This is a genomic window from Pseudomonas sp. UYEF17, assembly GCF_040546125.1.
GTDB classification, from domain to species: domain Bacteria; phylum Pseudomonadota; class Gammaproteobacteria; order Pseudomonadales; family Pseudomonadaceae; genus Aquipseudomonas; species Aquipseudomonas putida_Z.
In genome coordinates, this window is the sequence record NZ_JBEPNE010000002.1 from 245,148 (window position 1) to 268,935 (window position 23,788).

A 23,788-nucleotide genomic window follows, 5' to 3' on the forward strand; every position below is an offset into this window, starting at 1 on the left:
AAAAATGAATAAAGATCGCTGAGCCATAAACAAAGGTTATGGACTTGCCATGCGCCTTCGCCATATCGAGATTTTCCAGGCCATCCGCCAGACCGGCTCGGTCAGCGGTGCCGCACAGTTGCTGCACGTTTCCCAACCTGCCGTGACCAAGGTGCTGCAGCACGCCGAGCAGCAACTGGGCTTCCCGTTGTTCCTGCGGGTGCGCGGCAAGCTGCAGCCCACGCCCGAAGCGCTGGAGCTGGAGCATGAGGTCGACAAGGTCACGGAGAGCCTGCAAGGGGTGCGACGCCTGGCGCAAAGCCTGCGTCGCGCGCCGGGCCACAGCCTGCGGATCGGTGCGACCCCGGCACTGGCCCTGTCGCTGCTGCCGCCGGCCATTCATGAATGGACCCAGCGTTATCCGGATATCGCCTGCGAGCTGTCCAGCGCCCACAGTCGCGAACTGGTGCAGAACCTGTTGATGCGGGAGATCGATGTCGCCCTGACCCTGCAACAGCCAGATCACCCAGCGCTCAAGGCGCAGGCGCTGGCCAGCGGGGTTTTGGTGGCATTGGCACCGGCAGGTTATTGGCCGCTGGAAGATGAAGGCAAGCCGCTGCCGTTGGCGGCACTGGCCGGTGCGCCCATGATCGGGCTGTCCAGCGCCGACCCGCTGTCGGTGCGCCTCGAAAGCTACCTCAAGGCGGTGGAGCCGCCGCCACGGGTGAGCATCGCGGTGCAAACCTATTCACTGGCCAGAGCGATGGTCGAATCCGGTGCTGGGCTGGCGGTGATCGATCCCTTCACCGCCCTTGGCGCGGCGCCTGGGGCGACCGCGGTTCGTCCGCTGGCCCCGGCATTGCCGATCACCTTGTATGCGGTGACCCGCACTGCCGAACCGTCACCGCATACATTGAGCGAGCTGCTGACGATTTTCAGCAGCCGTGCCCAGGGGCAGCTGGATCGCTGGCGCTGACCGGACGGGCAAAAAAAAACGACCATAAGGTCGGTTTTTCTGAAATATGTTCAGCGGCATATAACGCCGAACCACCGTTTCTCTTGGTATCTCGACTCTGACACCTTGCACTCTGAACCTCCACTGTTCAAACCTAGCATGGGTAGAGGAATCCTGGTCCGCCTCGTTGCGTCTCGTCAAGGAAAACCAAAATCAAAACGAGTGCCTAGGATCGCTTACCCCCCTCTCGGCGGCCTGCTTTTCATCTCAATAAAGTGCGCAGGGGGAGAGAGCCATTGAACACAGCCCCTGAATATGAATCTCCAGAAAATTCACATCAGGAATGTCAAGTCGCCTCCATCGCGACCTTTGTGGCCGAGATGCGTCCGCAACTCGCTGAAATGGTCCCTTACCGTCTGTACGACGTACTCCCAGAACGCCCGATTATCGACAGTCTGCGTTACAACCTGCAGCGGCAGAAACCTGCGCATCTCTTTCTGAAAATCTCGCTGTGTCTGCTCCTGCCCCAAACTGGCCACCCGCTCCTCACCCTGCTGAAGGAATACTTCAACAGTGGTCGCATGATCACCAAGCTTTCTTTCGGCAAGTTCATAAGCGGGCGTCACCGCCCGCTGCCTGAGCCAGGCGATATCCCAAAGATCTCGATTCTTGATACAGCCCCGTCGCAGCGCAAATGCCAGCAACTTATCAACGAAGATTTCCTCAAGACTTTGCGCCTTGACGATCAATCCTTCGGTTCCCATGTCGACCCCATAAGGGTTTAACAAGGTCATCGGCCTAGGCTGGTAGGAAGGGATTGCACAGATATCTATATGGATTTTCTGCGCTGGCAGGCTTCGTGCTTCGGGACGTGTTTGCACGCGTAGCTTCCATGTGTCCACATTGCCTTCCTCCCGCGTAGGTTCGCTTACATCCACCTGTAGCCCGTACTTGTCGTTCAGGCTTGCTATGAGGTTCTCCTTCAGCGCAGCAAAATCCTCCCGTTTGAAATCCGCACCGCCCGTAAAGTCGAGGTCTTCACTGAGCCGTCGGGAGCCGTAGCAAGTCCGCAAACATGTTCCCCCAATGAAGCAGAGGTCCTGCAACAGACCTGTTTCGCTCAGGATCCGCATGATGTCGTGATGCAGCAGTTCCTTTTCCACGACCACCTGCAACGGGGCCAGGTCGGGCGTGTTGGTGAGGGCCTGCTGGACGAGCTGGTCAAACAAGTTCATTGGCTATTTCCCAATCAATCAGGTCCAGGCTGCGCTTGGCGCGTTTCATGTCTGCGAGGGCAAGGGCAGGCTTGGCGCGCCATAGTCGGCAGCGCTCGTCATAGTCAACCTGGCCCTGAAGGTCGGTGGCCTTGCGCCTGGTGTGGATGAACTCAAGTGTGCCGAATGTTCCGCAACGTATGGTCTGAGTGCGTCCGGATGACATGAGGGTTAGCCAATTCAGGGGGACCTGCGAGATCACGCCGGCGTCGCTGAGGGCGGACTCCAGGCTGATGTAGTTCAGGTTGTTCGCTCGCAGGCGTGCGGCAGCGTGGTACAGGACCAGCCCTTGGTTGGGTTTGGCCGGGGTGTAGAGGTAAAGGCCACGGCAGAGTCGGATCAAGGTGCTGTCGTTGGCGGCACGGCTCAGTACGGTGCGGTAGGCACTGTCGGAGAGGTCTGGTAGCAGGGCCCGCATATCGGCGGGGGTGAACAGGTAGCGTTGCGCAGTAGCTAGCTGCTGCAGGCCCCTATGGAGGCGACGTAAGGGTTGGAGATCGCGCATGGTGGTGGTTCTACAAAAAGTCACGGTTATTGAAATAAAGTGTAGAACCATAAATTGTTCGATGCACAGAAAGTTGCACATTGTGAAACTTTCTGTTGAGTCTTTACTGATCTGCGCTCTAGTGATGGGGGGTTACTGGATCGCCTGTCAAAGCCGGTCCTTGAAATGGCAACGACAGGCCGAGACTAGGATGCGATCCAGAGCACCGCAATGGCTTGGAAGGGGCAGGGAGTATGTTTGGGAAATGGACTACGGGGAGGAGGGGAAATCTTAAAGATTTGCTGCGGAATTGAGGTGACTGTCAGAACCTTGGGGCCGCTGTGCGGTCCTTCGCGACACAAGGCCGCTCCTACAGGGAGTGGCGTCGCTTGAAGAAATCGCAGGCACAAAAAAACCGACCATAAGGTCGGTTTTTTCCGGATCTTGGTGCCCCGAGGGAGACTCGAACTCCCACTCCTTTCGAAAACGGATTTTGAATCCGCCGCGTCTACCAATTCCGCCATCAGGGCATGTGGCGCGCAGTATAGAGAGCCACCGCTGGTCGGTCAATCGGCTTTCATGGTCAATTTTCACACATTGGGCTAAACTTCCCGGCCCTGCCGAACCGAACATCATCATGCGCGTCGCCGATTTTTCCTTCGAACTCCCCGATTCCCTGATCGCCCGCCACCCGTTGGCCGAGCGCCATGGCAGCCGTCTGCTGGTGCTCGATGGGCCAACCGGCGCGCTGGCGCACCGGCAATTCCCCGATCTGCTCGAGTATCTGCGCCCCGGAGACCTGATGGTGTTCAACAACACCCGGGTGATCCCGGCGCGGTTGTTCGGCCAGAAAGCTTCCGGCGGCAAGCTGGAAGTGCTGGTCGAGCGCGTGCTCGACAGCCATCGTGTGCTGGCCCATGTGCGCGCCAGCAAGGCGCCCAAGGTAGGCGCGGTCATCCTCATCGATGGCGGCGGCGAGGCCGAAATGGTCGCGCGCCATGACACGCTGTTCGAGCTGCGCTTCACCGAAGAGGTACTGCCACTGCTCGACCGCGTCGGCCACATGCCGCTGCCGCCCTACATCGACCGCCCGGACGAGGGCGCCGACCGTGAGCGCTACCAGACCGTGTACGCCGAACGTGCCGGTGCGGTCGCCGCGCCCACCGCAGGCCTGCACTTCGACGAGGCGCTGCTGGAAAAGATCGCCGCCAAGGGCGTCGAGCGGGCTTTCGTCACCTTGCACGTGGGCGCGGGCACCTTCCAGCCGGTGCGGGTCGACAAGATCGAAGACCACCACATGCATAAAGAGTGGCTCGAAGTGGGCCAGGATGTGGTCGATGCCATCGAGGCCTGCCGCGCCCGTGGCGGCCGGGTGGTCGCGGTCGGCACCACCAGCGTGCGTTCGCTGGAGAGCGCGGCGCGCGATGGCGTGCTCAAGGCCTTCAGCGGTGACACCGACATCTTCATCTACCCGGGCCGGCCGTTCCATGTGGTCGACGCCCTGGTCACCAACTTCCACCTGCCGGAGTCCACGCTGCTGATGCTGGTCTCGGCCTTCGCCGGCTACCCCGAGACCATGGCCGCCTACGCGGCAGCGGTCGAGCAGGGGTACCGCTTCTTCAGTTACGGTGATGCCATGTTCATCACCCGCAATCCGGCGCCACGCGGGCCCGAGGATCAAGCATGAGTCGCACCTGTCGAATGTCCTTCGAACTGCTGGCCACCGACGGCAAGGCCCGTCGTGGCCGCATCACCTTCCCACGCGGCACCGTGGAAACGCCGGCGTTCATGCCGGTGGGCACCTATGGCACGGTCAAGGGCATGCTGCCGCGCGACATCGAGGCCATCGGCGCCGAGATGATCCTGGGCAACACCTTCCACCTGTGGCTGCGCCCGGGCACCGAGGTGATCAAGAAGCACAACGGCCTGCACGACTTCATGCAGTGGAAAGGCCCGATCCTCACCGACTCCGGTGGCTTCCAGGTGTTCAGCCTGGGCGCCATGCGCAAGATCAAGGAAGAGGGCGTGACCTTCGCCTCGCCGGTCGATGGCGCCAAGGTGTTCATGGGCCCGGAAGAGTCGATGCAGGTGCAGCGTGACCTGGGCTCGGACGTGGTGATGATCTTCGACGAGTGCACCCCGTACCCGGCCGAGCACGATGTGGCGCGCGCGTCCATGGAGCTGTCGCTGCGCTGGGCCCAGCGCTCGAAGAACGCCCACGCTGACAACACCGCGGCGCTGTTCGGTATCGTCCAGGGTGGCATGTACCAGGACCTGCGCATGCGCTCGCTGGAAGGCCTGGAAAACATCGGCTTCGACGGCCTGGCCATTGGTGGCCTGTCGGTGGGCGAGCCCAAGCACGAAATGATCAAGGTGCTGGATTACCTGCCGGGCCAGATGCCTGCTGACAAACCTCGTTACCTTATGGGGGTAGGCAAACCGGAAGATCTCGTTGAGGGTGTGCGCCGCGGCGTCGACATGTTCGACTGCGTGATGCCGACGCGTAACGCGCGCAACGGTCATCTGTTCGTCGATACAGGGGTGATCAAGATCCGCAATGCGTTCCATCGCCACGATGATTCGCCGCTGGATCCGACCTGTGACTGCTACACCTGCACCAACTTCTCCCGCGCCTATCTCCATCACCTGGACAAGTGCGGCGAAATGCTGAGCAGCATGCTGAATACCATCCACAACTTGCGCCATTACCAGCGCTTGATGGCCGGTTTACGCGAGGCTATTCAACAGGGTAAATTGGCCGCCTTTGTCGACGCCTTCTACGCCAAGCGCGGGCTTCCTGTGCCGCCTTTGGACTGACTGTCCGCATCCATTATTAGAAAATTACATTAGGAGTGCCCAATGAGCTTCTTGATCCCCGCCGCATACGCGGACGCCGCAGCACCTGCCGCCGGCCCAGCCGGTACCGGCTTCGAGTGGATTTTCCTGGTCGGTTTCCTGGTCATCTTCTACCTGATGATCTGGCGCCCGCAGGCCAAACGTGCAAAAGAGCAGAAGAACCTGCTGAGCAACTTGCAGAAGGGTGACGAAGTTGTCACCAACGGCGGCATCGCCGGCAAGATCGTCAAGGTTTCCGATGATTTCGTGGTACTGGAAGTTTCCGACAACGTCGAGCTGAAGTTCCAGAAGGGTGCCATCGCGGCCACCCTGCCAAAAGGTACGCTCAAGGCTATCTGAGTTACCGGTTTTTCTTTCCAGTCGGGGCGCGCAACGCGCCCCGCGTCTTGAACGGGCGGCGTGATGCTGAACAAATACCCTCTGTGGAAATATGCACTGATCGTGCTGGTACTGGTGGTCGGTTTCATTTATTCCGCTCCCAACCTCTACCCGGATGATCCGGCGGTACAGATCAGTGGTGCCAGCTCGGCGCTGCAGGTGAACCAGGCCGACCTCGACCGCGTCAGCAAGGCGCTGGGCGATGCCAAGATCGCCGTCAAGGGCGCTAGCCTGGGTGAGAAGGGCAGCGGGCTGATCCGCCTGACCAATCAGGAAGACCAGCTGCCAGCCAAGGATGTAGTGCGCAAGGCACTGGGCGATGATTATGTCGTGGCCCTGAACCTGGCCCAGACTACCCCGCAATGGTTGCGCAACCTGGGCGCAAGCCCGATGAAGCTGGGCCTGGACCTGTCCGGTGGTGTGCACTTCCTGCTGGAAGTGGACATGGACAAGGCCATGAACGCCCGCATGAAAGTCTACGAAGGCGAGGTCAAGACCTTGCTGCGCAAAGAGCGCGTCCGCTACCGCAGCCTGCCTCAGCAGGATGGCGGCATCATGCTGGGCTTCGCTGACGATGCCACCCGCGAACAGGCTCGTGCCCTGATCCGCAAGAATTTCAATGACTTCGACCTGACCACCACCGAGCGCAACGAGCTCGCCGTGCTGCGTCTGGCGCTGACCCAGGCGAAAGTCGCCGAGATCCGTGAATACTCGATCAAGCAGAACCTCACCACCGTCCGCAACCGGGTCAACGAGCTGGGCGTGGCCGAGCCGCTGGTACAGCGCCAGGGCGCCAACCGCATCGTGGTCGAGCTGCCAGGCGTGCAGGACACTGCCGAAGCCAAGCGAATCCTGGGTAAAACCGCCAACCTGGAGTTCCGCTTCGGCGCCGAGCCGGGTGCGTCCAAGGCCACTACCGAGGTGTTCGAGTTCCGTGAGGGCGGCCGTTCCGCTGCGGTCGAGCGCGGCCTGATCATCACCGGTGACCAGGTAACCGACGCCCAGGCCAGCTTCGACGAGCAAGGTCGCCCGCAGGTGAACATCCGCCTGGATGGCCACGGTGGCGAGCTGATGACCCGCGCTACCCGCAGCAACGTCGGCCGCAGCATGGCGGTGATCTTCATCGAGCAGAAGCCGGTCACCCGCTACGTCAAGCAGACCGTCGACGGCGTCGAGAAGGACGTTGCCGTACAGAGCTTCCAGGAAGAGAAGAAGATCATCAGCCTGGCGACCATCCAGTCGCCGCTGGGCAGCCAGTTCCGCATCACCGGCCTGAACGGCCAGGGCGAATCGTCCGAACTGGCCCTGCTGCTGCGTGCCGGTGGCCTGGCTGCGCCGATGTACTTCGCTGAAGAACGTACCATCGGCCCAAGCCTGGGTGCCGACAACATCACCAAGGGTATCGATGCGTCGCTGTGGGGCATGCTGTTCGTCTCGCTGTTCATCATCGCCATCTACCGGGCCTTCGGTGTGATCGCCACCATTGCCCTGGCGGGCAACATGGTCCTGCTGCTGGCGCTGATGTCGCTGCTGGGCGCCACCCTGACCCTGCCGGGTATTGCCGGTATCGTGTTGACCATGGGTATGGCGGTGGACGCCAACGTGCTGATCTTCTCGCGTATCCGCGAAGAGCTGAACGCCGGCATGTCGGTGCAGCGCGCCATTCATGAAGGCTTCAACCGCGCCTACACCGCGATCATCGACGCCAACCTGACCAGCCTGCTGGTCGGCGGCATCCTGTTCGCCATGGGTACCGGCCCGGTCAAGGGCTTTGCGGTCACCATGTCCCTCGGGATTTTCACCTCGATGTTCACCGCCGTCATGGTGACCCGTGCAATGGTCAACCTGACCTGCGGCGGGCGTGACATCAAGAAGCTGTGGGTTTGAGGGAGCTGCGATGAAAACCATCAACTTCATGGGCGTGCGCAATGTCGCGTTCGCCGTTACCGTGCTCCTCACCGTGCTGGCGCTGTTCAGCTGGTGGCAGAAGGGCCTGAACTTCGGCCTGGACTTCACCGGCGGTACGCTGATCGAGCTGACCTACGAGCGCCCGGCCGACCTCAAGGCGGTGCGTGCCGAGCTGGTCAATTCCGGCTTCCACGAGGCCGTGGTGCAGAGCTTCGGCGCCACCACCGACCTGCTGGTGCGCATGCCGGGCGATGACCCGCAGCTGGGCAACAAGGTAGCTGAAGCCCTGCAGAAGGCCGGTGGCGACAACCCGGCCAAGGTCAAGCGTGTCGAGTTCGTAGGCCCGCAGGTGGGTGAGGAGCTGCGCGACCAGGGTGGCATGGGCATGCTCCTGGCACTGGGCGGCATCCTTATCTACCTGGCATTCCGCTTCCAGTGGAAGTTCGCCGTGGGCGCGATCGTCTCGCTGATCCACGACGTGGTGGTGACCCTGGGTATCCTGTCGTTCTTCCAGATCACCTTCGACCTGACGGTGCTGGCGGCGGTACTGGCGATCATCGGCTACTCGCTGAACGACACCATCGTCGTGTTCGACCGGGTGCGCGAGAACTTCCGCGTCATGCGCAAGGCCTCGCTGATCGAGAACATCAACGTTTCCACCACCCAGACCCTGCTGCGGACCATCGCCACCTCGGTTTCTACCTTGCTGGCCATTGCCGCGCTGCTGTTCTTCGGTGGTGACAACCTGTTCGGCTTCTCGCTGGCCCTGTTCATTGGCGTCATGGCCGGTACCTATTCGTCGATCTATATCGCCAACGTGGTACTGATCTGGCTGAACCTGAGCAGTGAAGACCTGATCCCGCCGGCCAAGACCGACGGTGTGGACGACCGTCCGTAAGGCGTGCTCCACGCCGTTTGGCGGCCAAAAAGGCGCGAGTGTTGAACTCGCGCCTTTTTTTTTACTCCAAGGCTGGGAGAAGGCGGGTCGGACCCGCGGGTTATGATCAGGAGGTTCATGTGAACAAATCAATGCTTGTGGGTGCGGTACTGGGTGCTGTCGGTGTGACTGCCGGAGGTGCTGTCGCGACCTACAGCTTGGTCAACAAGGGGCCTGAGTATGCGCAGGTCACCGACGTGCAACCGATCAAACAACAGGTAAAAACGCCCCGTGAGGTCTGCAAGGACGTTGCCGTGACGCGGCAGGCGCCGGTCAAGGACCAGCACCAGATCGCCGGTACCGTGGTGGGCGCCATTGCCGGTGGCCTGCTGGGTAACCAGATTGGTGGTGGTAGCGGCAAGAAGATCGCCACCGTGGCCGGTGCGGTCGGTGGTGGTTATGCCGGTAACAAGGTGCAGGAAGGCATGCAGGAACGTGACACCTACACCACCACGCAAACCCGCTGCAATACGGTCAACGACATCAGTGAGAAAGTGGTGGGCTACAACGTGAAGTACACCATTGGCGACAAGGTGGGGCAGGTGAAGATGGATCACGAGCCTGGGTCGACCATTCCGCTGGACAAGAATGGCAAGCTGATCCTGAGCGAAGCCGGGCAGTAAGGCCCGGCGCGGTCTTTGTAGGAGCGGCCTTGTGTCGCGAAAGGGGTGCGTAGCGCCCCCGGGATCTGTGACATATCAGAGATTGTCGGGGCTGCTTCGCACCCCTTTCGCGACACAAGGCCGCTCCTACAGGGGTCGCGAAAGCCCTGGGATATGGTTACAGGCACAAAAAAAGCACCCCGAGGGGTGCTTTTTTGTTTGCCGGCAATCCGCGCTTAGCGCTTCATGTTCTCTGGCAGGTGCGGCTGGATAGCAGTCAGCACGGCCTTGAAGCACTTGATGTTGCCCGCAACGATATGGCCCTTGTCGAGGAAGTCGTGGCCACCGTTGAAGTCGCTCACCAGGCCGCCCGCTTCCTGGATCAGCAGCACGCCGGCCGCCATGTCCCATTCGGACAGGCCCGACTCCCAGAAGGCGTCGAAACGGCCGGCGGCCACGTAGGCCAGGTCCAGGCTGGCGGAGCCGGCGCGGCGGATGCCGGCGGTCTGGCCAGTCAGGGCGCGGAACATGCCCAGGTAGTTGTCCAGGTCAGCCATCTGGCTGTCACGGAACGGGAAGCCGGTACCCAGCAGGGCGCCTTCCAGGCTGGTGCGCGAGCTGACACGCAGGCGGCGACCGTTGAGCTGGGCGCCACGGCCACGGCTGGCGGTGAATTCTTCCTGGCGAACCGGGTCGACGATCACGGCGTGCTCAAGGCGGCCACGGTATTTGCAGGCGATGCTGACCGCGAAGTGCGGGATGCCACGCAGGAAGTTGGTGGTGCCATCCAGCGGGTCGATGATCCACAGGTAATCCTTGCCTTCTTCGCCGCTACCCGCGTGCAGGCCGGTTTCCTCGCCCTGGATGGAGTGGTTCGGGTAGGCCTTGCGCAGGGCGTTGACGATGCTCTGCTCGGCGGCGCGATCGACTTCGGAGACGTAGTCCTTGGCCTCTTTCTCATCGACCTTGATGCTATCCAGGCGTTCGATGGAGCGGAAAATCAGTTCACTGGCGCTGCGAGCGGCGCGCAGGGCGATATTCAGCATAGGCTGCATGGGCGGGTCACCTGGAGATGTTAAAGAAGAAAGCCGATCATTCTAGCAGAAAACTTTGGCGGCAGAAGTGTCACATTTGCTTTCATGGCGTTACGTCTGTCGGTTCTGTAAGATCGAAGGCCCTGATTCCTGCATCTGTGAGCACAACACCTTGCTGCAAAATATTCGTGTTGTTCTGGTCAATACCAGCCACCCCGGCAACATCGGCGGCGCTGCACGTGCCATGAAAAACATGGGCTTGTCGCGTCTGGTGCTGGTGCAGCCGAAAGAGTTCCCCGCCGTGGATGCCAGCGCCCGAGCCTCGGGTGCCGACGATGTGCTGGACAACGCCCAGGTGGTCGACAGCCTTGAGCAGGCGCTGGTCGGCTGCAACCTGGTGATGGGCACCAGCGCCCGCGAGCGGAGCATCCCCTGGCCGCTGATCGGCCCGCGCGAGTGCGGGGCCAAGGCTGTGGAGCATGCCAATGGTGGCGAGGAAATCGCCCTGGTGTTCGGGCGTGAACACGCCGGCCTGACCAACGAAGAACTGCAGCGATGTCACTTCCACGTGCACATTCCCTCCAACCCCGACTTCAGCTCGCTGAACCTGGCCGCCGCTGTCCAGGTGCTCTCCTACGAGGTGCGCATGGCCTGGCTGGCCGCCGGTGCAGCGCCGGGCAAGGTCGAGAAGGTTGACGCCAGCGAGCTGGCGACCATGGACGAAATGGAGCTGTTCTACGACCACCTGGAAAAGACCCTGGTCGGTATCGGCTTTCTCGACCCCGAAAAGCCCAAGCACCTGATGCCGCGCCTGCGCCGGCTGTATGGGCGGGTGGCGGTCGAACGTTCGGAAATGAGCATTTTGCGCGGCATCCTCACCGAGACCCAGAAAGTGGTCCGGGGCGAGCCGCATAAACGGAAGGACTGACAGATGTTCGAACGCCTGCGTGAAGATATTCAAAGCGTATTCCACCGTGACCCGGCTGCGCGTAACGCCTTCGAGGTGCTGACCTGCTACCCGGGCATGCACGCCATCTGGCTGCACCGCCTGGGCAATGCCTTGTGGAAGCGTGATTTCAAGTGGCTGGCCCGCCTGGTATCGAACTTCGGTCGCTGGCTGACCGGCATCGAGATCCACCCCGGCGCCACCATCGGCCGGCGCTTCTTCATCGACCACGGCATGGGCATCGTCATCGGCGAAACCGCCGAGATCGGCGACGATGTCACCCTTTACCAGGGCGTGACCCTGGGCGGCACCAGCTGGAACAAGGGCAAGCGCCACCCCACCCTGGAAAACGGCGTGGTGGTAGGGGCGGGGGCCAAGGTGCTGGGCCCGTTCACCGTCGGTGCCGGGGCCAAGATCGGTTCCAATGCGGTGGTGACCAAGGCAGTGCCGCCCGGCGCCACCGCGGTCGGCATCCCTGGGCGCATCATCGTCAAGAGCGAAGACAATGAGGTCGAGGCCAAGCGCAAGGCCATGGCCGAGAAGATCGGCTTCGATGCCTATGGTGTCAGTGGCGACATGCCCGACCCGGTGGCCCGTGCCATCGGCCAGATGCTCGACCACCTGCAGGCAGTCGACGAGCGGCTGGAGGGCATGTGCGGCGCCCTGACCAAGATGGGCAGCGATTACTGCGCCAAGGAACTGCCGGCCCTGCCGGAAGATGACTTCACGGAAGTCGCCCAGGTGGCTCAGCGCGACACTCAGTCGCATTGATTGCGCCGCGCTGAAATCATGGTGACATACGGGGCGTGTGCTCACGCCCCCTGTCTGCTACAATCGCGCCCGCCTCCCCGATGCAAACCCGACTAAAGCACTAGGTCTAATAGTTGACTTAAATGCTCGGGAATCGCATACTCGCTCACATCCTGTAACTCCCGTGGTACCCAATAGCCATGCGACTGACTACCAAAGGCCGATACGCCGTGACCGCCATGCTCGACCTGGCGTTGCACGCGCAGCATGGGCCGGTGTCTTTGGCCGACATTTCCGAGCGCCAGGGCATTTCCCTCTCTTATCTGGAACAGCTGTTCGCCAAGCTGCGCCGCAGCAGTCTGGTCTCCAGCGTGCGTGGTCCAGGCGGTGGCTACCAGCTGTCGCGGGGCATGGAAACCATCCAGGTGGCCCAGGTCATCGATGCGGTCAACGAATCGGTCGATGCCACCCGTTGCCAGGGCCTCGGGGACTGCCATGCCGGTGACACCTGCCTGACCCACCACCTGTGGTGCGACCTCAGTCAGCAGATCCATGAATTCCTCAGCGGTATAAGCCTGGCCGACCTTGTCATGCGCCGCGAGGTGCAGGAAGTCGCCCAGCGCCAGGACCTGCGTCGTGTCGCAGGCCGAACCGCCCAGCTGGACAAGATTGAGACGTCCGCCGTCGATTGATCCCACCGGGACGACGAGCGACGCCACCGCCTGATAGGAGAGACAAATGAAGTTGCCGATCTACCTCGATTACTCCGCGACCACCCCGGTCGACCCACGCGTGGCCCAGAAGATGGCCGACTGCCTGCTGGTCGACGGGAACTTCGGTAACCCGGCTTCGCGCTCCCACGTCTTTGGCTGGAAAGCCGAGGAAGCGGTCGAGAACGGTCGTCGCCAGGTTGCCGAACTGATCAACGCCGATCCGCGCGAAATCGTCTGGACCAGCGGTGCCACCGAGTCCGACAACCTCGCACTCAAGGGCGTCGCGCACTTCTATCAGACCAAGGGCAAGCACATCATCACCTCCAAGATCGAGCACAAGGCGGTCCTGGATACCGCTCGCCAGCTGGAGCGTGAAGGTTTCGAAGTCACCTACCTCGAGCCAGGCGAAGACGGCATCGTCACCCCGGCCATGGTCGAGGCGGCGCTGCGCGACGACACCATCCTGGTTTCGCTGATGCACGTGAACAACGAAGTCGGCTCGATCAACGATATCGCCGCCATCGGTGAACTGACCCGCTCGCGCGGCGTGCTGTTCCACGTTGACGCCGCACAGTCGGCCGGCAAGGTCGAAATCGACCTGCAAAAGCTGAAGGTCGACCTGATGTCGTTCTCGGCGCACAAGGTCTACGGCCCGAAAGGCATCGGCGCGCTGTACGTCAGCCGCAAGCCGCGCGTACGCCTGGAAGCCATCATTCACGGCGGAGGCCATGAGCGCGGCATGCGTTCGGGCACCCTGCCGACCCACCAGATCGTCGGCATGGGCGAAGCCTTCGCCATTGCCAAGCAGGAAATGGCCGCGGAAAACGTACGCATCAAGGCCCTGAGCGACCGCTTCTTCAAGCAGGTCTCGGACCTCGAAGAACTGTACGTCAACGGCAGCAAGACTGCCCGCGTACCACACAACCTGAACCTGAGCTTCAACTACGTCGAAGGCGAATCGCTGCTGATGTCGCTGAAGGACATCGCCGTATCGTCCGGTTCGGCCTGCACCTCCGCGTCGCTCGAGCCGTCCTACGTATTGCGCGCCCTGGGCCGCAACGACGAGCTGGCGCACAGCTCGATCCGCTTCTCCTTCGGCCGCTTCACCACCGAAGAAGAAGTCGACTACGCCGCGCAGAAAGTCTGCGAGGCCGTGAACAAACTGCGTGAGCTGTCGCCGCTGTGGGACATGTACAAAGACGGCGTTGACATCTCCAAGATCGAGTGGGCCGCCCACTAAGCAGTCGCCGGCAAGAGCGGCTCCCTGATGAGGAAGGAATTGCACCATGGCATACAGTGAAAAGGTCATCGACCACTACGAAAACCCGCGCAACGTCGGCAAGATGAACGCCGAAGACCCGGACGTCGGTACCGGCATGGTCGGCGCGCCGGCCTGCGGTGACGTGATGCGCCTGCAGATCAAGGTCAACGAGCAGGGCGTGATCGAAGACGCCAAGTTCAAGACCTACGGCTGCGGTTCGGCCATCGCTTCCAGCTCCCTCGCCACCGAGTGGATGAAGGGCAAGACCCTGGACGAAGCCGAGACCATCAAGAACACCCAGCTGGCCGAAGAACTGGCGTTGCCGCCGGTCAAGATCCACTGCTCGGTACTCGCCGAAGATGCCATCAAGGCAGCCGTACGCGATTACAAGCAGAAGAAAGGCTTGATCTAAGTCGCCTGTTGCGAGGTAAGGAGTCCTGATGGCTATCAGCATGACAGAAGCCGCCGCCAACCACGTGCGGCGTTCCCTGGAAGGGCGCGGCAAGGGCGAAGGCATTCGCCTGGGCGTGCGCACCACCGGTTGCTCGGGCCTGGCCTACGTGCTGGAGTTCGTCGACGAGCTGGCGGACGAAGACCAGGTGTTCGAGAACCATGGCGTCAAGGTGATCATCGATCCCAAGAGCCTGGTCTACCTCGATGGCACCGAACTGGACTTCGTCAAGGAAGGGTTGAACGAAGGCTTCAAGTTCAACAACCCCAACGTGCGCGGTGAGTGTGGCTGCGGCGAAAGCTTCAACGTTTGAGGCTGGCTGTGGGTACTCCTTGTCATTTCGCATTGTTTGACCTCCAGCCAAGCTTCCGCCTGGATCTCGACAAGCTGGCCACTCGCTATCGTGAGCTGGCCCGCGAAGTCCATCCCGACCGCTTTGCCGACGCCTCCGAGCGCGAGCAGCGCGTGGCGCTGGAAAAGTCCGCGGCCCTCAACGACGCCTACCAGACACTGCGCAGTGCGCCGCGTCGCGCCCGCTACCTGCTGGCCATCGGCGGCCACGAAGTGCCTCAGGAGGTCACGGTCCACGACCCTGACTTCCTGTTGCAGCAGATGCAGTGGCGTGAAGAGCTCGAAGAACTGCAGGACGAAGCCGACCTCGATGGCGTGGCCGTGTTCAAGAAGCGCCTGAAGGTCGCCCAGGACACACTGAACGAGGACTTTGCCGCCTGCTGGGACGCCCCAGGCGAGCGCGACAAGGCCGAACGCCTGATGCGCCGCATGCAGTTCCTCGACAAGCTCGCCCAAGAAGTGCGCCAACTGGAAGAGCGCCTCGACGATTAACCCGGTGCTGCCCGTGATGGCACCTAAGGTATTCAGATAAGCATGGCCCTACTGCAGATTGCCGAACCCGGTCAAAGCCCTCAGCCGCATCAGCGCCGCCTGGCGGTGGGGATCGACCTGGGTACCACCAACTCCCTGGTCGCCGCACTGCGCAGCGGCCGTAGCGAGCCCCTGCCCGACGCGCAGGGCAACGTCATTCTGCCGTCCGCGGTGCGCTACCTCGAAGGGCGCAACGAAGTGGGGCAGGCTGCACGCGATGCCGCTTCCAGCGACCCGCTGAACACCGTGCTGTCGGTCAAGCGCCTGATGGGGCGCGGCCTGGCCGACGTCAAGCAACTGGGCGAGCAGCTGCCGTACCGCTTCGTTGGCGGTGAGTCGCACATGCCGTTCATCGACACCGTGCAGGGGCCGAAAAGCCCGGTGGAAGTGTCCGCCGATATCCTCAAGGTGCTGCGCGAGCGTGCCGAAGCCACCCTTGGTGGTGAGCTGGTGGGGGCGGTGATCACCGTGCCGGCCTATTTCGACGATGCCCAGCGCCAGGCCACCAAGGACGCTGCGCGCCTGGCCGGCCTGAACGTGCTGCGCCTGCTCAACGAGCCGACCGCCGCTGCCGTGGCCTATGGCCTGGACCAGAACGCCGAAGGCGTGGTGGCCATCTATGACCTGGGCGGCGGTACCTTCGACATTTCCATTTTGCGCCTGACCGCCGGCGTATTCGAAGTGCTGGCCACCGGTGGCGATACCGCCCTGGGTGGTGACGACTTCGACCACGCCATCGCTGGCTGGATCATCGAGCAGGCCGGGCTGTCGTCCGACCTGGATCCGGCCACCCAGCGCGCGCTGTTGCAGACCGCCTGCGCCGCCAAGGAAGCCCTGACCGACGCCGACGTGGTCAGCGTCAGCCATGGCACCTGGCAGGGCGAGCTGAGCCGCGCCGGCTTCGAAGCCATGATCGAGCCCATGGTTGCCCGCAGCCTCAAGGCCTGCCGCCGCGCCGTGCGTGACAGCGGTATCGAGCTGGAAGAAGTCAGCGCCGTGGTCATGGTCGGTGGTTCGACCCGCGTACCGCGTGTACGTGAAGCCGTCGGAGCACTGTTCGGCCGCACCCCGCTGACCTCGATCGACCCCGACCAGGTGGTGGCCATCGGTGCCGCCATCCAGGCCGATACCTTGGCCGGCAACCGCCGCGAAGGTGGCGAACTGCTGCTGTTGGATGTCATCCCGCTGTCGCTTGGCCTCGAGACCATGGGCGGGCTGATGGAGAAGGTGATCCCGCGCAACACCACCATCCCGGTGGCGCGTGCCCAGGAGTTCACCACCTATAAAGATGGCCAGTCGGCCATGATGATCCACGTGCTGCAGGGCGAGCGCGAGCTGATCAGCGACTGCCGCTCGCTGGCGCGCTTCGAGCTGCGTGGCATCCCGGCCATGGTCGCCGGTGCGGCAAAAATCCGCGTCACCTTCCAGGTCGACGCCGACGGCCTGCTCAGCGTCGCTGCCCGCGAACTGGGCTCGGGCGTGGAAGCCAGCATCCAGGTCAAGCCGTCCTACGGCCTGACCGACGGCGAAATCGCCCGCATGCTCAAGGATTCCTTCGAACACGCAGGTTCCGACAAGCAGGCCCGCCAGCTGCGCGAGCACCAGGTGGACGGCGAGCGCCTGCTCGAAGCGGTACAGGGCGCCCTGGACGCCGACGGTGAGCGCCTGCTCAGCAGTGACGAGCGCGACGCCATCGAATTCCAGATGCAAGAACTACGTGATTTGCTGGCCGGCACCGATGGCGCAGCCATCGAGCAACAGACCAAGCGTCTGTCGCAGGTGACCGACGCATTTGCCGCCCGTCGCCTTGATTCGACGGTCAAAGCCGCACTGGCCGGGCGCAACCTGAATGAGATCGAGGAGTAACCGATGCCGCTGGTGACATTCCTGCCGCACGAGAAGTTCTGCCCCGAAGGGCTGACCGTGGAAGTCGAGCCCGGGACCAACATCCTGGAGCTGGCCCACGACCATCACATCGAGATGGAAAGCGCCTGCGGCGGCGTCAAGGCCTGCACCACTTGCCACTGCATCGTGCGCAAGGGCTTCGACTCGCTCGAAGAAGCCGACGAGCTGGAAGAGGACATGCTGGACAAGGCCTGGGGCCTGGAGGCTCAATCGCGCCTCGGCTGCCAGGTGGTCGTCGCTGACCAGGACCTGGTCATCGAGATCCCCAAGTATTCGCTCAACCACGCCGCCGAAGCGCCGCACTGAGGTTTGCCCCATGAGCCTGAAATGGATTGATGTACTTGAGATCGCCATCCAGCTTGCAGAAAGCAAGCCGGAAGTCGATCCTCGTTATGTGAATTTCGTCGATCTGCACCGCTGGGTGCTGGCCTTGCCAGAATTCAGCGACGATCCGTCACGCGGCGGTGAGAAAGTGCTCGAGGCCATCCAGGCGGCCTGGATCGAAGAAGCCGACTGAACGCGTCCTGCAGGTTAGGCAATCCCCTGGAACCCGCGTATAATTCGCGGGTTTAATTTTTCGCAACACTCATTTTTCTGGAGTTTTCCATGGCTGTTCAACGTACTTTCTCCATCATCAAGCCTGACGCCGTTGCCAAGAACGTCATCGGCGAGATCACCACTCGTTTCGAGAAAGCCGGCCTGCGCGTCGTCGCTTCGAAAATGAAGCAACTGTCCAAAGCCGAAGCCGAAGGCTTCTACGCCGAGCACAAAGAGCGCGGCTTCTTCGGTGACCTGGTTGCCTTCATGACCTCCGGCCCGGTCATCGTTCAGGTTCTGGAAGGCGAGAACGCCGTTCTGGCCAACCGCGAACTGATGGGCGCCACCAACCCGAAAGAAGCTGCCGCTGGCACCATCCGTGCTGACTTCGCCGTTTCCATCGACGAAAACGCTGTTCACGGTTCCGACTCGGAAGCTTCGGCTGCCCGCGAAATCGCTTACTTCTTCTCCGCTACCGAGCTGTGCGACCGCATTCGCTAAGCGAAGCAGGTCTTGGGTGATTCCATGAGTGACATGACTGGCAAGATCAACCTGTTGGGCCTGACCCTGCAGGAAATGGAAAAATTCTTCGAGTCGATCGGAGAGAAGCGTTTTCGTGCCGGTCAGGTCATGAAATGGATTCACCACTTTGGCGTCGACGATTTCGCCGCCATGACCAATGTCGGCAAGGCCTTGCGCGAAAAGCTCGAGGCCGTTGCCGAGATTCGGGGCCCGGAAGTGGTCAGTGAAGACATTTCCGCCGACGGTACCCGCAAGTGGGTGGTCCGCGTTGCCTCCGGCAGCTGCGTCGAAACCGTCTACATCCCCACCGACGATCGCGGCACCCTGTGCGTGTCGTCGCAAGCCGGCTGTGCCCTGGACTGCAGCTTCTGCTCCACCGGCAAGCAAGGCTTCAACAGCAACCTCACCGCCGCCGAAGTGATCGGCCAAGTGTGGCTTGCCAACAAATCCTTCGGGACCGTTCCGGCCAAGATCGACCGCGCCATTACCAACGTGGTCATGATGGGCATGGGCGAACCCCTGCTGAATTTCGACAATGTCATCGCCGCCATGAAGATCATGATGGAAGATCTGGGCTATGGCATTTCCAAGCGTCGCGTCACCCTGTCCACCTCGGGCGTGGTGCCGATGATCGACGAGCTGGCCAAGCACATCGACGTGTCGCTGGCCCTGTCGCTGCACGCACCGAACGACGAACTGCGCAACAAGCTGGTACCGATCAACAAGAAGTACCCGCTGAAGATGCTGCTGGAATCGTGCATGGGCTACATGTCCACCCTGGGTGGCAAGCGCGTGCTGACCATCGAGTACACCCTGCTCAAGGATGTAAACGACCAGCCGGAGCATGCTGCGCAAATGATCGAGCTGCTGCGCGACGTGCCATGCAAGATCAACCTGATCCCGTTCAACCCGTTCCCGCACTCCGGCTACGAGCGGCCGAGCAACAACGCCATCCGCCGCTTCCAGGACCTGTTGCACCACGGTGGCTTCAACGTCACCACCCGCACCACCCGTGGTGATGACATCGACGCTGCCTGTGGTCAGCTGGTCGGTCAGGTCAACGACCGCACCCGCCGCAGCGAGCGCTACATCGCTGTGCGCCAGCTGTCCGCGGACGCCGAGCTGCAAGACAGCCCCGCCAGCCACTGACCGGGACCTTGCCCATGAGCCTGCGCGCCGCGCTGTCGATCCTTGCGCTTTCGCTGCTGGCCGGCTGCGTGTCGGGCGGCGCGAGCGACCCCCTGGCCAGCCGCCAGGGCAGGGCAGAGGCGGGGCGGGCCTATGTGCAGCTTGGGCTAGGTTATTTGCAACAGGGTTTGACCGAGCAGGCCAAGGCGCCGCTGGGCAAGGCCCTGGCCCTGGATGGCGGTGATGCCGACGCGCACGCCGCCCTGGCGCTGGTCTTCCAGGCCGAAGGCGAGCCGGCGCTGGCCGAAACGCACTTTCGCAAGGCGCTGCACGCACGCACGGGCGATACGCGAATTCGCAACAATTACGGCAGTTTCCTTTATGCTCAGGGGCAATTTGCCGAGGCCGAGCAGATGTTTCGCCTGGCCAGCGCCGATACCCTGTATCCTGAGCGCTCACGCGTTTACGAGAACCTGGGCCTGACCGCTCTGAAGCTCGAGCGCCGCGACCAGGCGCATGCGTATCTGCTGAAAGCTTTGCAACTCAACCAGCGGCAACCGAAAGCGTTGCTGGAAATGGCTGAGTTGTCCTACGAAAACAGGCATTATGTGCCGGCCCGGGACTACTACGATCGTTTCAGCCAGTTGAGCGACCACGATGCCCGTAGCCTGCTGCTGGGCAGCCGCCTTGCCAGGGTATTCGACGAGCAGGGCACACTGGCCGAGCTGGGCCAGCAATTACAACGACTTTATCCCGGTACGCCGGAATATCAGCAATACCTGTCGGAGCAACGATGAAAGCCGCGCATCCCGAAGTAGCAGTAGCGCCTGGCCAGAACCCCGGTGAGCTTTTGCGTCAGGCCCGTGAGAACCGGGACTGGTCACAAGCCGAGGTGGCCCGCAAGCTCAACCTCACTGTCAGTTCGTTGAACCACGTGGAAACCGGCGCCTTCGACAAGCTGCCGGGGCATACCTTCGCCCGTGGTTATATCCGCGCCTATGCCAAGCTGATGGACCTGGACCAGGCTGCCCTGGTGGAGGCCTTCGACCGTTACACCGGCACCCACGCCAAAGGCAGCGACGTGCACTCGCTGGGCCGTATCGAAGAGCCGGTGCGCCTGTCGCACAATATCCTGCGCGGCGTCAGCCTGCTGCTGCTGGTGGCCGTGGTCGGTGGCGGCTTCGTCTGGTGGCAGGACCAGGGCAGCCTGCGTGGCAAGGACCTGGCCAAGATCGCCCTGGAGCACGTCGAAGTCGAAAGCGCCGACGGTACCACCCAGATTCACCCGCTCGATGAGCCTGAAGACCAGGCTGTTTCCGCTGGCCAGCAGCCTGAGAGCGCGCCGCTGCCGCTGGAGCAGGGCGTTGCCGAGCAGCCTGCCGCCGCCGAACCGGCACCGGCAAGCCCGGCACCTGCTGCTACCGCTGCCGCAGTGCCGGCACCGGCCCAGCAGGCGCCTGTGCCACCGGTCGCCAGCGCCCCTGCTGCCGCGCCTGCGCCGGTAGCACCGGTTGCCCCGGCTCCGGCCCCGGCGGCTGTTGCACCTGCTACGCCGGTAGCGGCCGTGGCCGCTGCCGAGCCTGTCGCCCCCGCCGCAGTGCCGGCTGGCAGCGCCAAGGTCGCCATCCAGTTCGTCGCCGATTGCTGGACCCAGGTCACCGACGGCAACGGCAAGGTGCTGTTCAGCGCCATCAAGCGCAAGGGGGACAACCTCGAGCTGACCGGCAAGCCGCCGTTCTCGGTACGCCTGGGCTTTGCCCGTGGCGCCCAGGTCAGCTACAACGGCCAGGCCGTCGATGTTGCCCCGTTCACCAGTGGCGAGACCGCTCGCCTGAAGTTGGGACAGTAATCATGCACGGCGAATCTCCGATCAAACGTCGCGAATCCCGCAAAATCTGGGTCGGCAATGTACCGGTGGGTGGTGATGCCCCCATCGCGGTGCAGAGCATGACCAACACCGACACCAACGATGTGGCCGCCACCGTGGCGCAAATCCAGCGCCTGGTCGATGCCGGCGTGGACATCGTGCGCGTCTCGGTGCCGGACATGGACGCCGCCGAGGCGTTCGGCCGCATCAAGCAGCAGGTCAGCGTGCCGCTGGTTGCCGACATCCACTTCGACTACAAGATCGCCCTGCGCGTGGCCGAACTGGGCGTGGACTGCCTGCGTATCAACCCGGGCAACATCGGCCGTGAAGACCGTGTGCGCGCGGTGGTCGATGCCGCCCGCGACCGGGGCATCCCGATCCGCATCGGCGTCAATGCCGGCTCCCTGGAAAAGGACCTGCAGAAGAAGTACGGCGAACCGACCCCGGCAGCGCTGGTCGAGTCGGCCCTGCGCCACGTCGAGCACCTCGACCGCCTGGACTTCCAGGACTTCAAGGTCAGCGTCAAGGCCTCCGATGTGTTCATGGCCGTCGAAGCCTACCGCCTGCTGGCCAAGCAGATCGTGCAGCCGCTGCACCTGGGCATCACCGAAGCCGGTGGCCTGCGTTCGGGGACGGTGAAATCCGCTGTCGGCCTCGGTATGCTGCTGGCCGAAGGCATTGGCGATACCATCCGTATCTCGCTGGCGGCCGACCCGGTCGAAGAAGTGAAAGTCGGCTACGACATTCTCAAGTCGCTGCACCTGCGCTCGCGTGGCATCAACTTCATCGCCTGCCCGAGCTGCTCGCGGCAGAACTTCGATGTGGTCAAGACCATGAACGAGCTGGAAGGGCGCCTGGAAGACCTGCTGGTGCCGCTGGACGTGGCGGTGATCGGTTGCGTGGTCAACGGCCCGGGCGAAGCCAAGGAGGCCCATGTGGGGCTGACCGGCGGCACGCCGAACCTGATCTACATCGACGGCAAGCCGGCGCAGAAGCTGACCAACGACAACCTGGTCGATGAGCTGGAAAAACTCATCCGCCAGAAAGCGGCCGAAAAGGCCGAAGCCGACGCGGCGCTGATCGTCCGTGGCTGACACACAGATTTCGTAAGGACTTTTCGTGAGCAAATCGCTGCAAGCCATCCGTGGCATGAACGACATCCTGCCAGAACAGTCGCCGCTGTGGCGCTACTTCGAAGGCACCGTGGCCGGCCTGCTGGACACCTACGGGTACAGCCAGATCCGCACGCCGATCGTCGAGTTCACCGAGCTGTTCAAGCGCTCCATCGGTGAAGTGACCGACATCGTAGAAAAAGAGATGTACACCTTCGAGGACCGCAACGGCGATTCGCTGACCCTGCGCCCCGAAGGCACTGCCGCCTGCGTGCGTGCCGTGCTCGAGCATGGCATCACCGGCAACGGCCAGGTGCAGAAACTGTGGTACATCGGCCAGATGTTCCGCCACGAGCGCCCGCAGAAGGGCCGCTACCGCCAGTTCCACCAGATTGGCGTGGAAGTGTTCAACCTGGACGGCCCGGACATCGACGCCGAGCTGATCATGCTGACCTGGCGCCTGTGGGGCCTGCTGGGTATCCAGGACGCGGTCAAGCTGGAACTCAACAGCCTGGGCACCAGCGAAGCCCGTGCACGCTACCGCGATGCGCTGGTCGAGTTCCTCTCGGCGCGCCTGGAGCAACTGGACGAAGACAGCCAGCGCCGCCTGAAGAGCAACCCGCTGCGCATCCTCGACAGCAAGGACCAGAACACCCAGGCGGTGCTGGTCGGCGCGCCGAAGCTGGAAGACTACCTGGACGAAGAGTCGCGCGTGCACTTCGAGGGCCTCAAGGCCCGCCTGGACGCTGCCGGCATTCCGTTCGTGATCAACACCAAGCTGGTGCGTGGCCTGGACTACTACAGCAAGACCGTGTTCGAGTGGGTAACCGACAAGCTCGGCGCCCAAGGCACCGTCTGCGCCGGCGGCCGTTACGACGGCCTGGTCGAACAGATGGGCGGCAAGCCGACCCCGGGCGTCGGTTTCGCCATGGGCATCGAGCGCCTGATCCTGCTGCTGGAAACCCTGGGCAAGGTGCCCGAGTCCATCAGCCGCCAGATCGACGTCTATCTGTGCGCCTTTGGCGAACAGGCGGAACTGGCCGGCCTGCGCCTGTCCGAAGGCCTGCGCGACCGCCTGCCGGGCCTGCGCCTGGCAGTCAACGCCGGCGGTGGCAGCTTCAAGAGCCAGTTCAAGAAAGCCGACAAGAGCGGCGCGCTGTTCGCCCTGATCCTCGGCGACGACGAACTGGCCAAGCAAGAGATCGGCTTCAAGCCCCTGCGTGGTCAGGGCGAACAACAGAACATTGCCTGGGATGCTCTGGCTGAGCACCTGGAAACCGCGATCGCGCAGGCGTAACGCGGTTCAA

26 protein-coding genes and 1 tRNA gene are annotated in these 23,788 nt (G+C 62.6%); 23 read left to right on the plus strand and 4 right to left on the minus strand.

Going from position 1 to position 23,788, the window contains the following annotated elements:
- Window positions 1–49 precede the first annotated feature (49 nt).
- On the plus strand, window positions 50–955 hold the full coding sequence (locus ABIB24_RS03960; protein WP_354316152.1) for a LysR family transcriptional regulator: 906 nt from the start codon (window positions 50–52) through the stop codon (window positions 953–955).
- 311 nt (window positions 956–1,266) lie between these two features.
- Here ABIB24_RS03960 and ABIB24_RS03965 read toward each other — a convergent pair whose 3' ends face one another.
- The 3 genes from ABIB24_RS03965 to ABIB24_RS03975 form a co-directional block, all read right to left on the minus strand.
- Window positions 1,267–2,169 carry a nucleotidyl transferase AbiEii/AbiGii toxin family protein gene (locus ABIB24_RS03965; protein WP_274078545.1) on the minus strand — a complete coding sequence of 301 codons (903 nt, stop codon included), beginning with the start codon at window positions 2,167–2,169 and terminating at the stop codon, window positions 1,267–1,269.
- Window positions 2,156–2,713, minus strand: a complete 558-nt coding sequence (gene abiEi / locus ABIB24_RS03970) for a type IV toxin-antitoxin system AbiEi family antitoxin (RefSeq protein ID WP_075046883.1) — start codon at window positions 2,711–2,713, stop codon at window positions 2,156–2,158. The genes ABIB24_RS03965 and abiEi overlap by 14 nt, the downstream gene beginning before the upstream one ends.
- A gap of 424 nt (window positions 2,714–3,137) precedes the next feature.
- Window positions 3,138–3,222: transfer RNA gene (locus ABIB24_RS03975), tRNA-Leu, on the minus strand.
- A gap of 107 nt (window positions 3,223–3,329) precedes the next feature.
- Between ABIB24_RS03975 and queA the strand changes: the two genes are divergently transcribed.
- The 6 genes from queA to ABIB24_RS04005 all read left to right on the plus strand — a co-directional run bounded on the left by queA (window position 3,330) and on the right by ABIB24_RS04005 (window position 9,394).
- Window positions 3,330–4,379 carry a tRNA preQ1(34) S-adenosylmethionine ribosyltransferase-isomerase QueA gene (gene queA / locus ABIB24_RS03980; RefSeq protein WP_137163025.1) on the plus strand — a complete coding sequence of 350 codons (1,050 nt, stop codon included), beginning with the start codon at window positions 3,330–3,332 and terminating at the stop codon, window positions 4,377–4,379.
- 14 nt (window positions 4,380–4,393) lie between these two features.
- Window positions 4,394–5,509 carry a tRNA guanosine(34) transglycosylase Tgt gene (tgt, locus tag ABIB24_RS03985; protein ID WP_013971009.1) on the plus strand — a complete coding sequence of 372 codons (1,116 nt, stop codon included), beginning with the start codon at window positions 4,394–4,396 and terminating at the stop codon, window positions 5,507–5,509.
- Between the two features lie 42 nt (window positions 5,510–5,551).
- Entirely contained in the window at window positions 5,552–5,887 is a 336-nt protein-coding gene (gene yajC / locus ABIB24_RS03990) for a preprotein translocase subunit YajC (protein ID WP_003259111.1), read from the plus strand.
- Between the two features lie 63 nt (window positions 5,888–5,950).
- Window positions 5,951–7,813 carry a protein translocase subunit SecD gene (secD, locus tag ABIB24_RS03995; protein ID WP_025337767.1) on the plus strand — a complete coding sequence of 621 codons (1,863 nt, stop codon included), beginning with the start codon at window positions 5,951–5,953 and terminating at the stop codon, window positions 7,811–7,813.
- Window positions 7,814–7,823: 10 nt separating this feature from the next.
- Window positions 7,824–8,732 (plus strand): protein translocase subunit SecF, encoded by a 909-nt coding sequence (secF, locus tag ABIB24_RS04000; protein WP_013971011.1) that lies wholly within the window; start codon window positions 7,824–7,826, stop codon window positions 8,730–8,732.
- Between the two features lie 119 nt (window positions 8,733–8,851).
- Window positions 8,852–9,394 carry a glycine zipper 2TM domain-containing protein gene (locus ABIB24_RS04005; RefSeq protein WP_013971012.1) on the plus strand — a complete coding sequence of 181 codons (543 nt, stop codon included), beginning with the start codon at window positions 8,852–8,854 and terminating at the stop codon, window positions 9,392–9,394.
- 215 nt (window positions 9,395–9,609) lie between these two features.
- On the opposite strand, the gene suhB is transcribed toward ABIB24_RS04005, so the two are convergent.
- Window positions 9,610–10,428 (minus strand): type III secretion system regulator SuhB, encoded by an 819-nt coding sequence (gene suhB, locus ABIB24_RS04010; protein WP_025337769.1) that lies wholly within the window; start codon window positions 10,426–10,428, stop codon window positions 9,610–9,612.
- 151 nt (window positions 10,429–10,579) lie between these two features.
- Here suhB and trmJ point away from each other — a divergent pair, with 151 nt between their 5' ends.
- The 16 genes from trmJ to hisS all read left to right on the plus strand — a co-directional run bounded on the left by trmJ (window position 10,580) and on the right by hisS (window position 23,778).
- A complete protein-coding gene (gene trmJ / locus ABIB24_RS04015) occupies window positions 10,580–11,335 on the plus strand; it encodes a tRNA (cytosine(32)/uridine(32)-2'-O)-methyltransferase TrmJ (RefSeq protein WP_031325634.1) in 756 nt (251 codons plus the stop codon).
- Between the two features lie 3 nt (window positions 11,336–11,338).
- A complete protein-coding gene (gene cysE / locus ABIB24_RS04020) occupies window positions 11,339–12,124 on the plus strand; it encodes a serine O-acetyltransferase (protein ID WP_025337771.1) in 786 nt (261 codons plus the stop codon).
- A 179-nt stretch (window positions 12,125–12,303) separates the two neighbouring features.
- Window positions 12,304–12,795 carry a Fe-S cluster assembly transcriptional regulator IscR gene (gene iscR / locus ABIB24_RS04025; RefSeq protein WP_008092572.1) on the plus strand — a complete coding sequence of 164 codons (492 nt, stop codon included), beginning with the start codon at window positions 12,304–12,306 and terminating at the stop codon, window positions 12,793–12,795.
- Between the two features lie 46 nt (window positions 12,796–12,841).
- Window positions 12,842–14,056 carry an IscS subfamily cysteine desulfurase gene (locus ABIB24_RS04030; RefSeq protein ID WP_013971017.1) on the plus strand — a complete coding sequence of 405 codons (1,215 nt, stop codon included), beginning with the start codon at window positions 12,842–12,844 and terminating at the stop codon, window positions 14,054–14,056.
- Window positions 14,057–14,102: 46 nt separating this feature from the next.
- Window positions 14,103–14,489 (plus strand): Fe-S cluster assembly scaffold IscU, encoded by a 387-nt coding sequence (iscU, locus tag ABIB24_RS04035; protein WP_003248539.1) that lies wholly within the window; start codon window positions 14,103–14,105, stop codon window positions 14,487–14,489.
- A 28-nt stretch (window positions 14,490–14,517) separates the two neighbouring features.
- On the plus strand, window positions 14,518–14,841 hold the full coding sequence (iscA, locus tag ABIB24_RS04040) for an iron-sulfur cluster assembly protein IscA (RefSeq protein WP_003257854.1): 324 nt from the start codon (window positions 14,518–14,520) through the stop codon (window positions 14,839–14,841).
- 8 nt (window positions 14,842–14,849) lie between these two features.
- Window positions 14,850–15,371, plus strand: coding sequence for a co-chaperone HscB (gene hscB, locus ABIB24_RS04045; RefSeq protein ID WP_015269012.1), 522 nt, complete (start codon window positions 14,850–14,852; stop codon window positions 15,369–15,371).
- 42 nt (window positions 15,372–15,413) lie between these two features.
- Window positions 15,414–17,276, plus strand: a complete 1,863-nt coding sequence (gene hscA, locus ABIB24_RS04050) for a Fe-S protein assembly chaperone HscA (protein ID WP_015269013.1) — start codon at window positions 15,414–15,416, stop codon at window positions 17,274–17,276.
- Window positions 17,277–17,279: 3 nt separating this feature from the next.
- Window positions 17,280–17,621: an ISC system 2Fe-2S type ferredoxin gene (gene fdx / locus ABIB24_RS04055; protein WP_025337773.1), complete on the plus strand. Its 342-nt coding sequence runs from the start codon at window positions 17,280–17,282 to the stop codon at window positions 17,619–17,621.
- 10 nt (window positions 17,622–17,631) lie between these two features.
- Window positions 17,632–17,832: a Fe-S cluster assembly protein IscX gene (gene iscX / locus ABIB24_RS04060; RefSeq protein ID WP_003257859.1), complete on the plus strand. Its 201-nt coding sequence runs from the start codon at window positions 17,632–17,634 to the stop codon at window positions 17,830–17,832.
- Window positions 17,833–17,921: 89 nt separating this feature from the next.
- Window positions 17,922–18,353: a nucleoside-diphosphate kinase gene (ndk, locus tag ABIB24_RS04065; RefSeq protein ID WP_013971021.1), complete on the plus strand. Its 432-nt coding sequence runs from the start codon at window positions 17,922–17,924 to the stop codon at window positions 18,351–18,353.
- A 24-nt stretch (window positions 18,354–18,377) separates the two neighbouring features.
- Window positions 18,378–19,523, plus strand: coding sequence for a dual-specificity RNA methyltransferase RlmN (gene rlmN, locus ABIB24_RS04070; protein WP_046615810.1), 1,146 nt, complete (start codon window positions 18,378–18,380; stop codon window positions 19,521–19,523).
- Window positions 19,524–19,537: 14 nt separating this feature from the next.
- Complete coding sequence (gene pilW / locus ABIB24_RS04075) at window positions 19,538–20,299, plus strand: type IV pilus biogenesis/stability protein PilW (RefSeq protein WP_274119726.1); 762 nt, start codon at window positions 19,538–19,540, stop codon at window positions 20,297–20,299.
- On the plus strand, window positions 20,296–21,351 hold the full coding sequence (locus ABIB24_RS04080) for a RodZ domain-containing protein (RefSeq protein ID WP_274119725.1): 1,056 nt from the start codon (window positions 20,296–20,298) through the stop codon (window positions 21,349–21,351). The genes pilW and ABIB24_RS04080 overlap by 4 nt, the downstream gene beginning before the upstream one ends.
- Window positions 21,352–21,353: 2 nt before the next feature.
- Complete coding sequence (gene ispG, locus ABIB24_RS04085; RefSeq protein WP_003257869.1) at window positions 21,354–22,463, plus strand: flavodoxin-dependent (E)-4-hydroxy-3-methylbut-2-enyl-diphosphate synthase; 1,110 nt, start codon at window positions 21,354–21,356, stop codon at window positions 22,461–22,463.
- A gap of 25 nt (window positions 22,464–22,488) precedes the next feature.
- Window positions 22,489–23,778 (plus strand): histidine--tRNA ligase, encoded by a 1,290-nt coding sequence (hisS, locus tag ABIB24_RS04090; protein WP_075043833.1) that lies wholly within the window; start codon window positions 22,489–22,491, stop codon window positions 23,776–23,778.
- The last annotated feature ends 10 nt before the right edge of the window (window positions 23,779–23,788 follow it).

Excerpts from the sequence above, each read along its gene's own strand:
- ABIB24_RS03960 (WP_354316152.1), top strand. The coding sequence starts at position 50 with ATGCGCCTTCGCCATATCGAGATTTTCCAGGCCATCCGCCAGACCGGC.
- ABIB24_RS03965 (WP_274078545.1), bottom strand. The coding sequence starts at position 2,169 with ATGAACTTGTTTGACCAGCTCGTCCAGCAGGCCCTCACCAACACGCCC.
- abiEi (WP_075046883.1), bottom strand. The coding sequence starts at position 2,713 with ATGCGCGATCTCCAACCCTTACGTCGCCTCCATAGGGGCCTGCAGCAG.
- queA (WP_137163025.1), top strand. The coding sequence starts at position 3,330 with ATGCGCGTCGCCGATTTTTCCTTCGAACTCCCCGATTCCCTGATCGCC.
- tgt (WP_013971009.1), top strand. The coding sequence starts at position 4,394 with ATGTCCTTCGAACTGCTGGCCACCGACGGCAAGGCCCGTCGTGGCCGC.
- yajC (WP_003259111.1), top strand. The coding sequence starts at position 5,552 with ATGAGCTTCTTGATCCCCGCCGCATACGCGGACGCCGCAGCACCTGCC.
- secD (WP_025337767.1), top strand. The coding sequence starts at position 5,951 with ATGCTGAACAAATACCCTCTGTGGAAATATGCACTGATCGTGCTGGTA.
- secF (WP_013971011.1), top strand. The coding sequence starts at position 7,824 with ATGAAAACCATCAACTTCATGGGCGTGCGCAATGTCGCGTTCGCCGTT.
- suhB (WP_025337769.1), bottom strand. The coding sequence starts at position 10,428 with ATGCAGCCTATGCTGAATATCGCCCTGCGCGCCGCTCGCAGCGCCAGT.
- cysE (WP_025337771.1), top strand. The coding sequence starts at position 11,339 with ATGTTCGAACGCCTGCGTGAAGATATTCAAAGCGTATTCCACCGTGAC.
- iscR (WP_008092572.1), top strand. The coding sequence starts at position 12,304 with ATGCGACTGACTACCAAAGGCCGATACGCCGTGACCGCCATGCTCGAC.
- ABIB24_RS04030 (WP_013971017.1), top strand. The coding sequence starts at position 12,842 with ATGAAGTTGCCGATCTACCTCGATTACTCCGCGACCACCCCGGTCGAC.
- iscU (WP_003248539.1), top strand. The coding sequence starts at position 14,103 with ATGGCATACAGTGAAAAGGTCATCGACCACTACGAAAACCCGCGCAAC.
- iscA (WP_003257854.1), top strand. The coding sequence starts at position 14,518 with ATGGCTATCAGCATGACAGAAGCCGCCGCCAACCACGTGCGGCGTTCC.
- hscA (WP_015269013.1), top strand. The coding sequence starts at position 15,414 with ATGGCCCTACTGCAGATTGCCGAACCCGGTCAAAGCCCTCAGCCGCAT.
- fdx (WP_025337773.1), top strand. The coding sequence starts at position 17,280 with ATGCCGCTGGTGACATTCCTGCCGCACGAGAAGTTCTGCCCCGAAGGG.
- iscX (WP_003257859.1), top strand. The coding sequence starts at position 17,632 with ATGAGCCTGAAATGGATTGATGTACTTGAGATCGCCATCCAGCTTGCA.
- ndk (WP_013971021.1), top strand. The coding sequence starts at position 17,922 with ATGGCTGTTCAACGTACTTTCTCCATCATCAAGCCTGACGCCGTTGCC.
- rlmN (WP_046615810.1), top strand. The coding sequence starts at position 18,378 with ATGAGTGACATGACTGGCAAGATCAACCTGTTGGGCCTGACCCTGCAG.
- pilW (WP_274119726.1), top strand. The coding sequence starts at position 19,538 with ATGAGCCTGCGCGCCGCGCTGTCGATCCTTGCGCTTTCGCTGCTGGCC.
- ABIB24_RS04080 (WP_274119725.1), top strand. The coding sequence starts at position 20,296 with ATGAAAGCCGCGCATCCCGAAGTAGCAGTAGCGCCTGGCCAGAACCCC.
- ispG (WP_003257869.1), top strand. The coding sequence starts at position 21,354 with ATGCACGGCGAATCTCCGATCAAACGTCGCGAATCCCGCAAAATCTGG.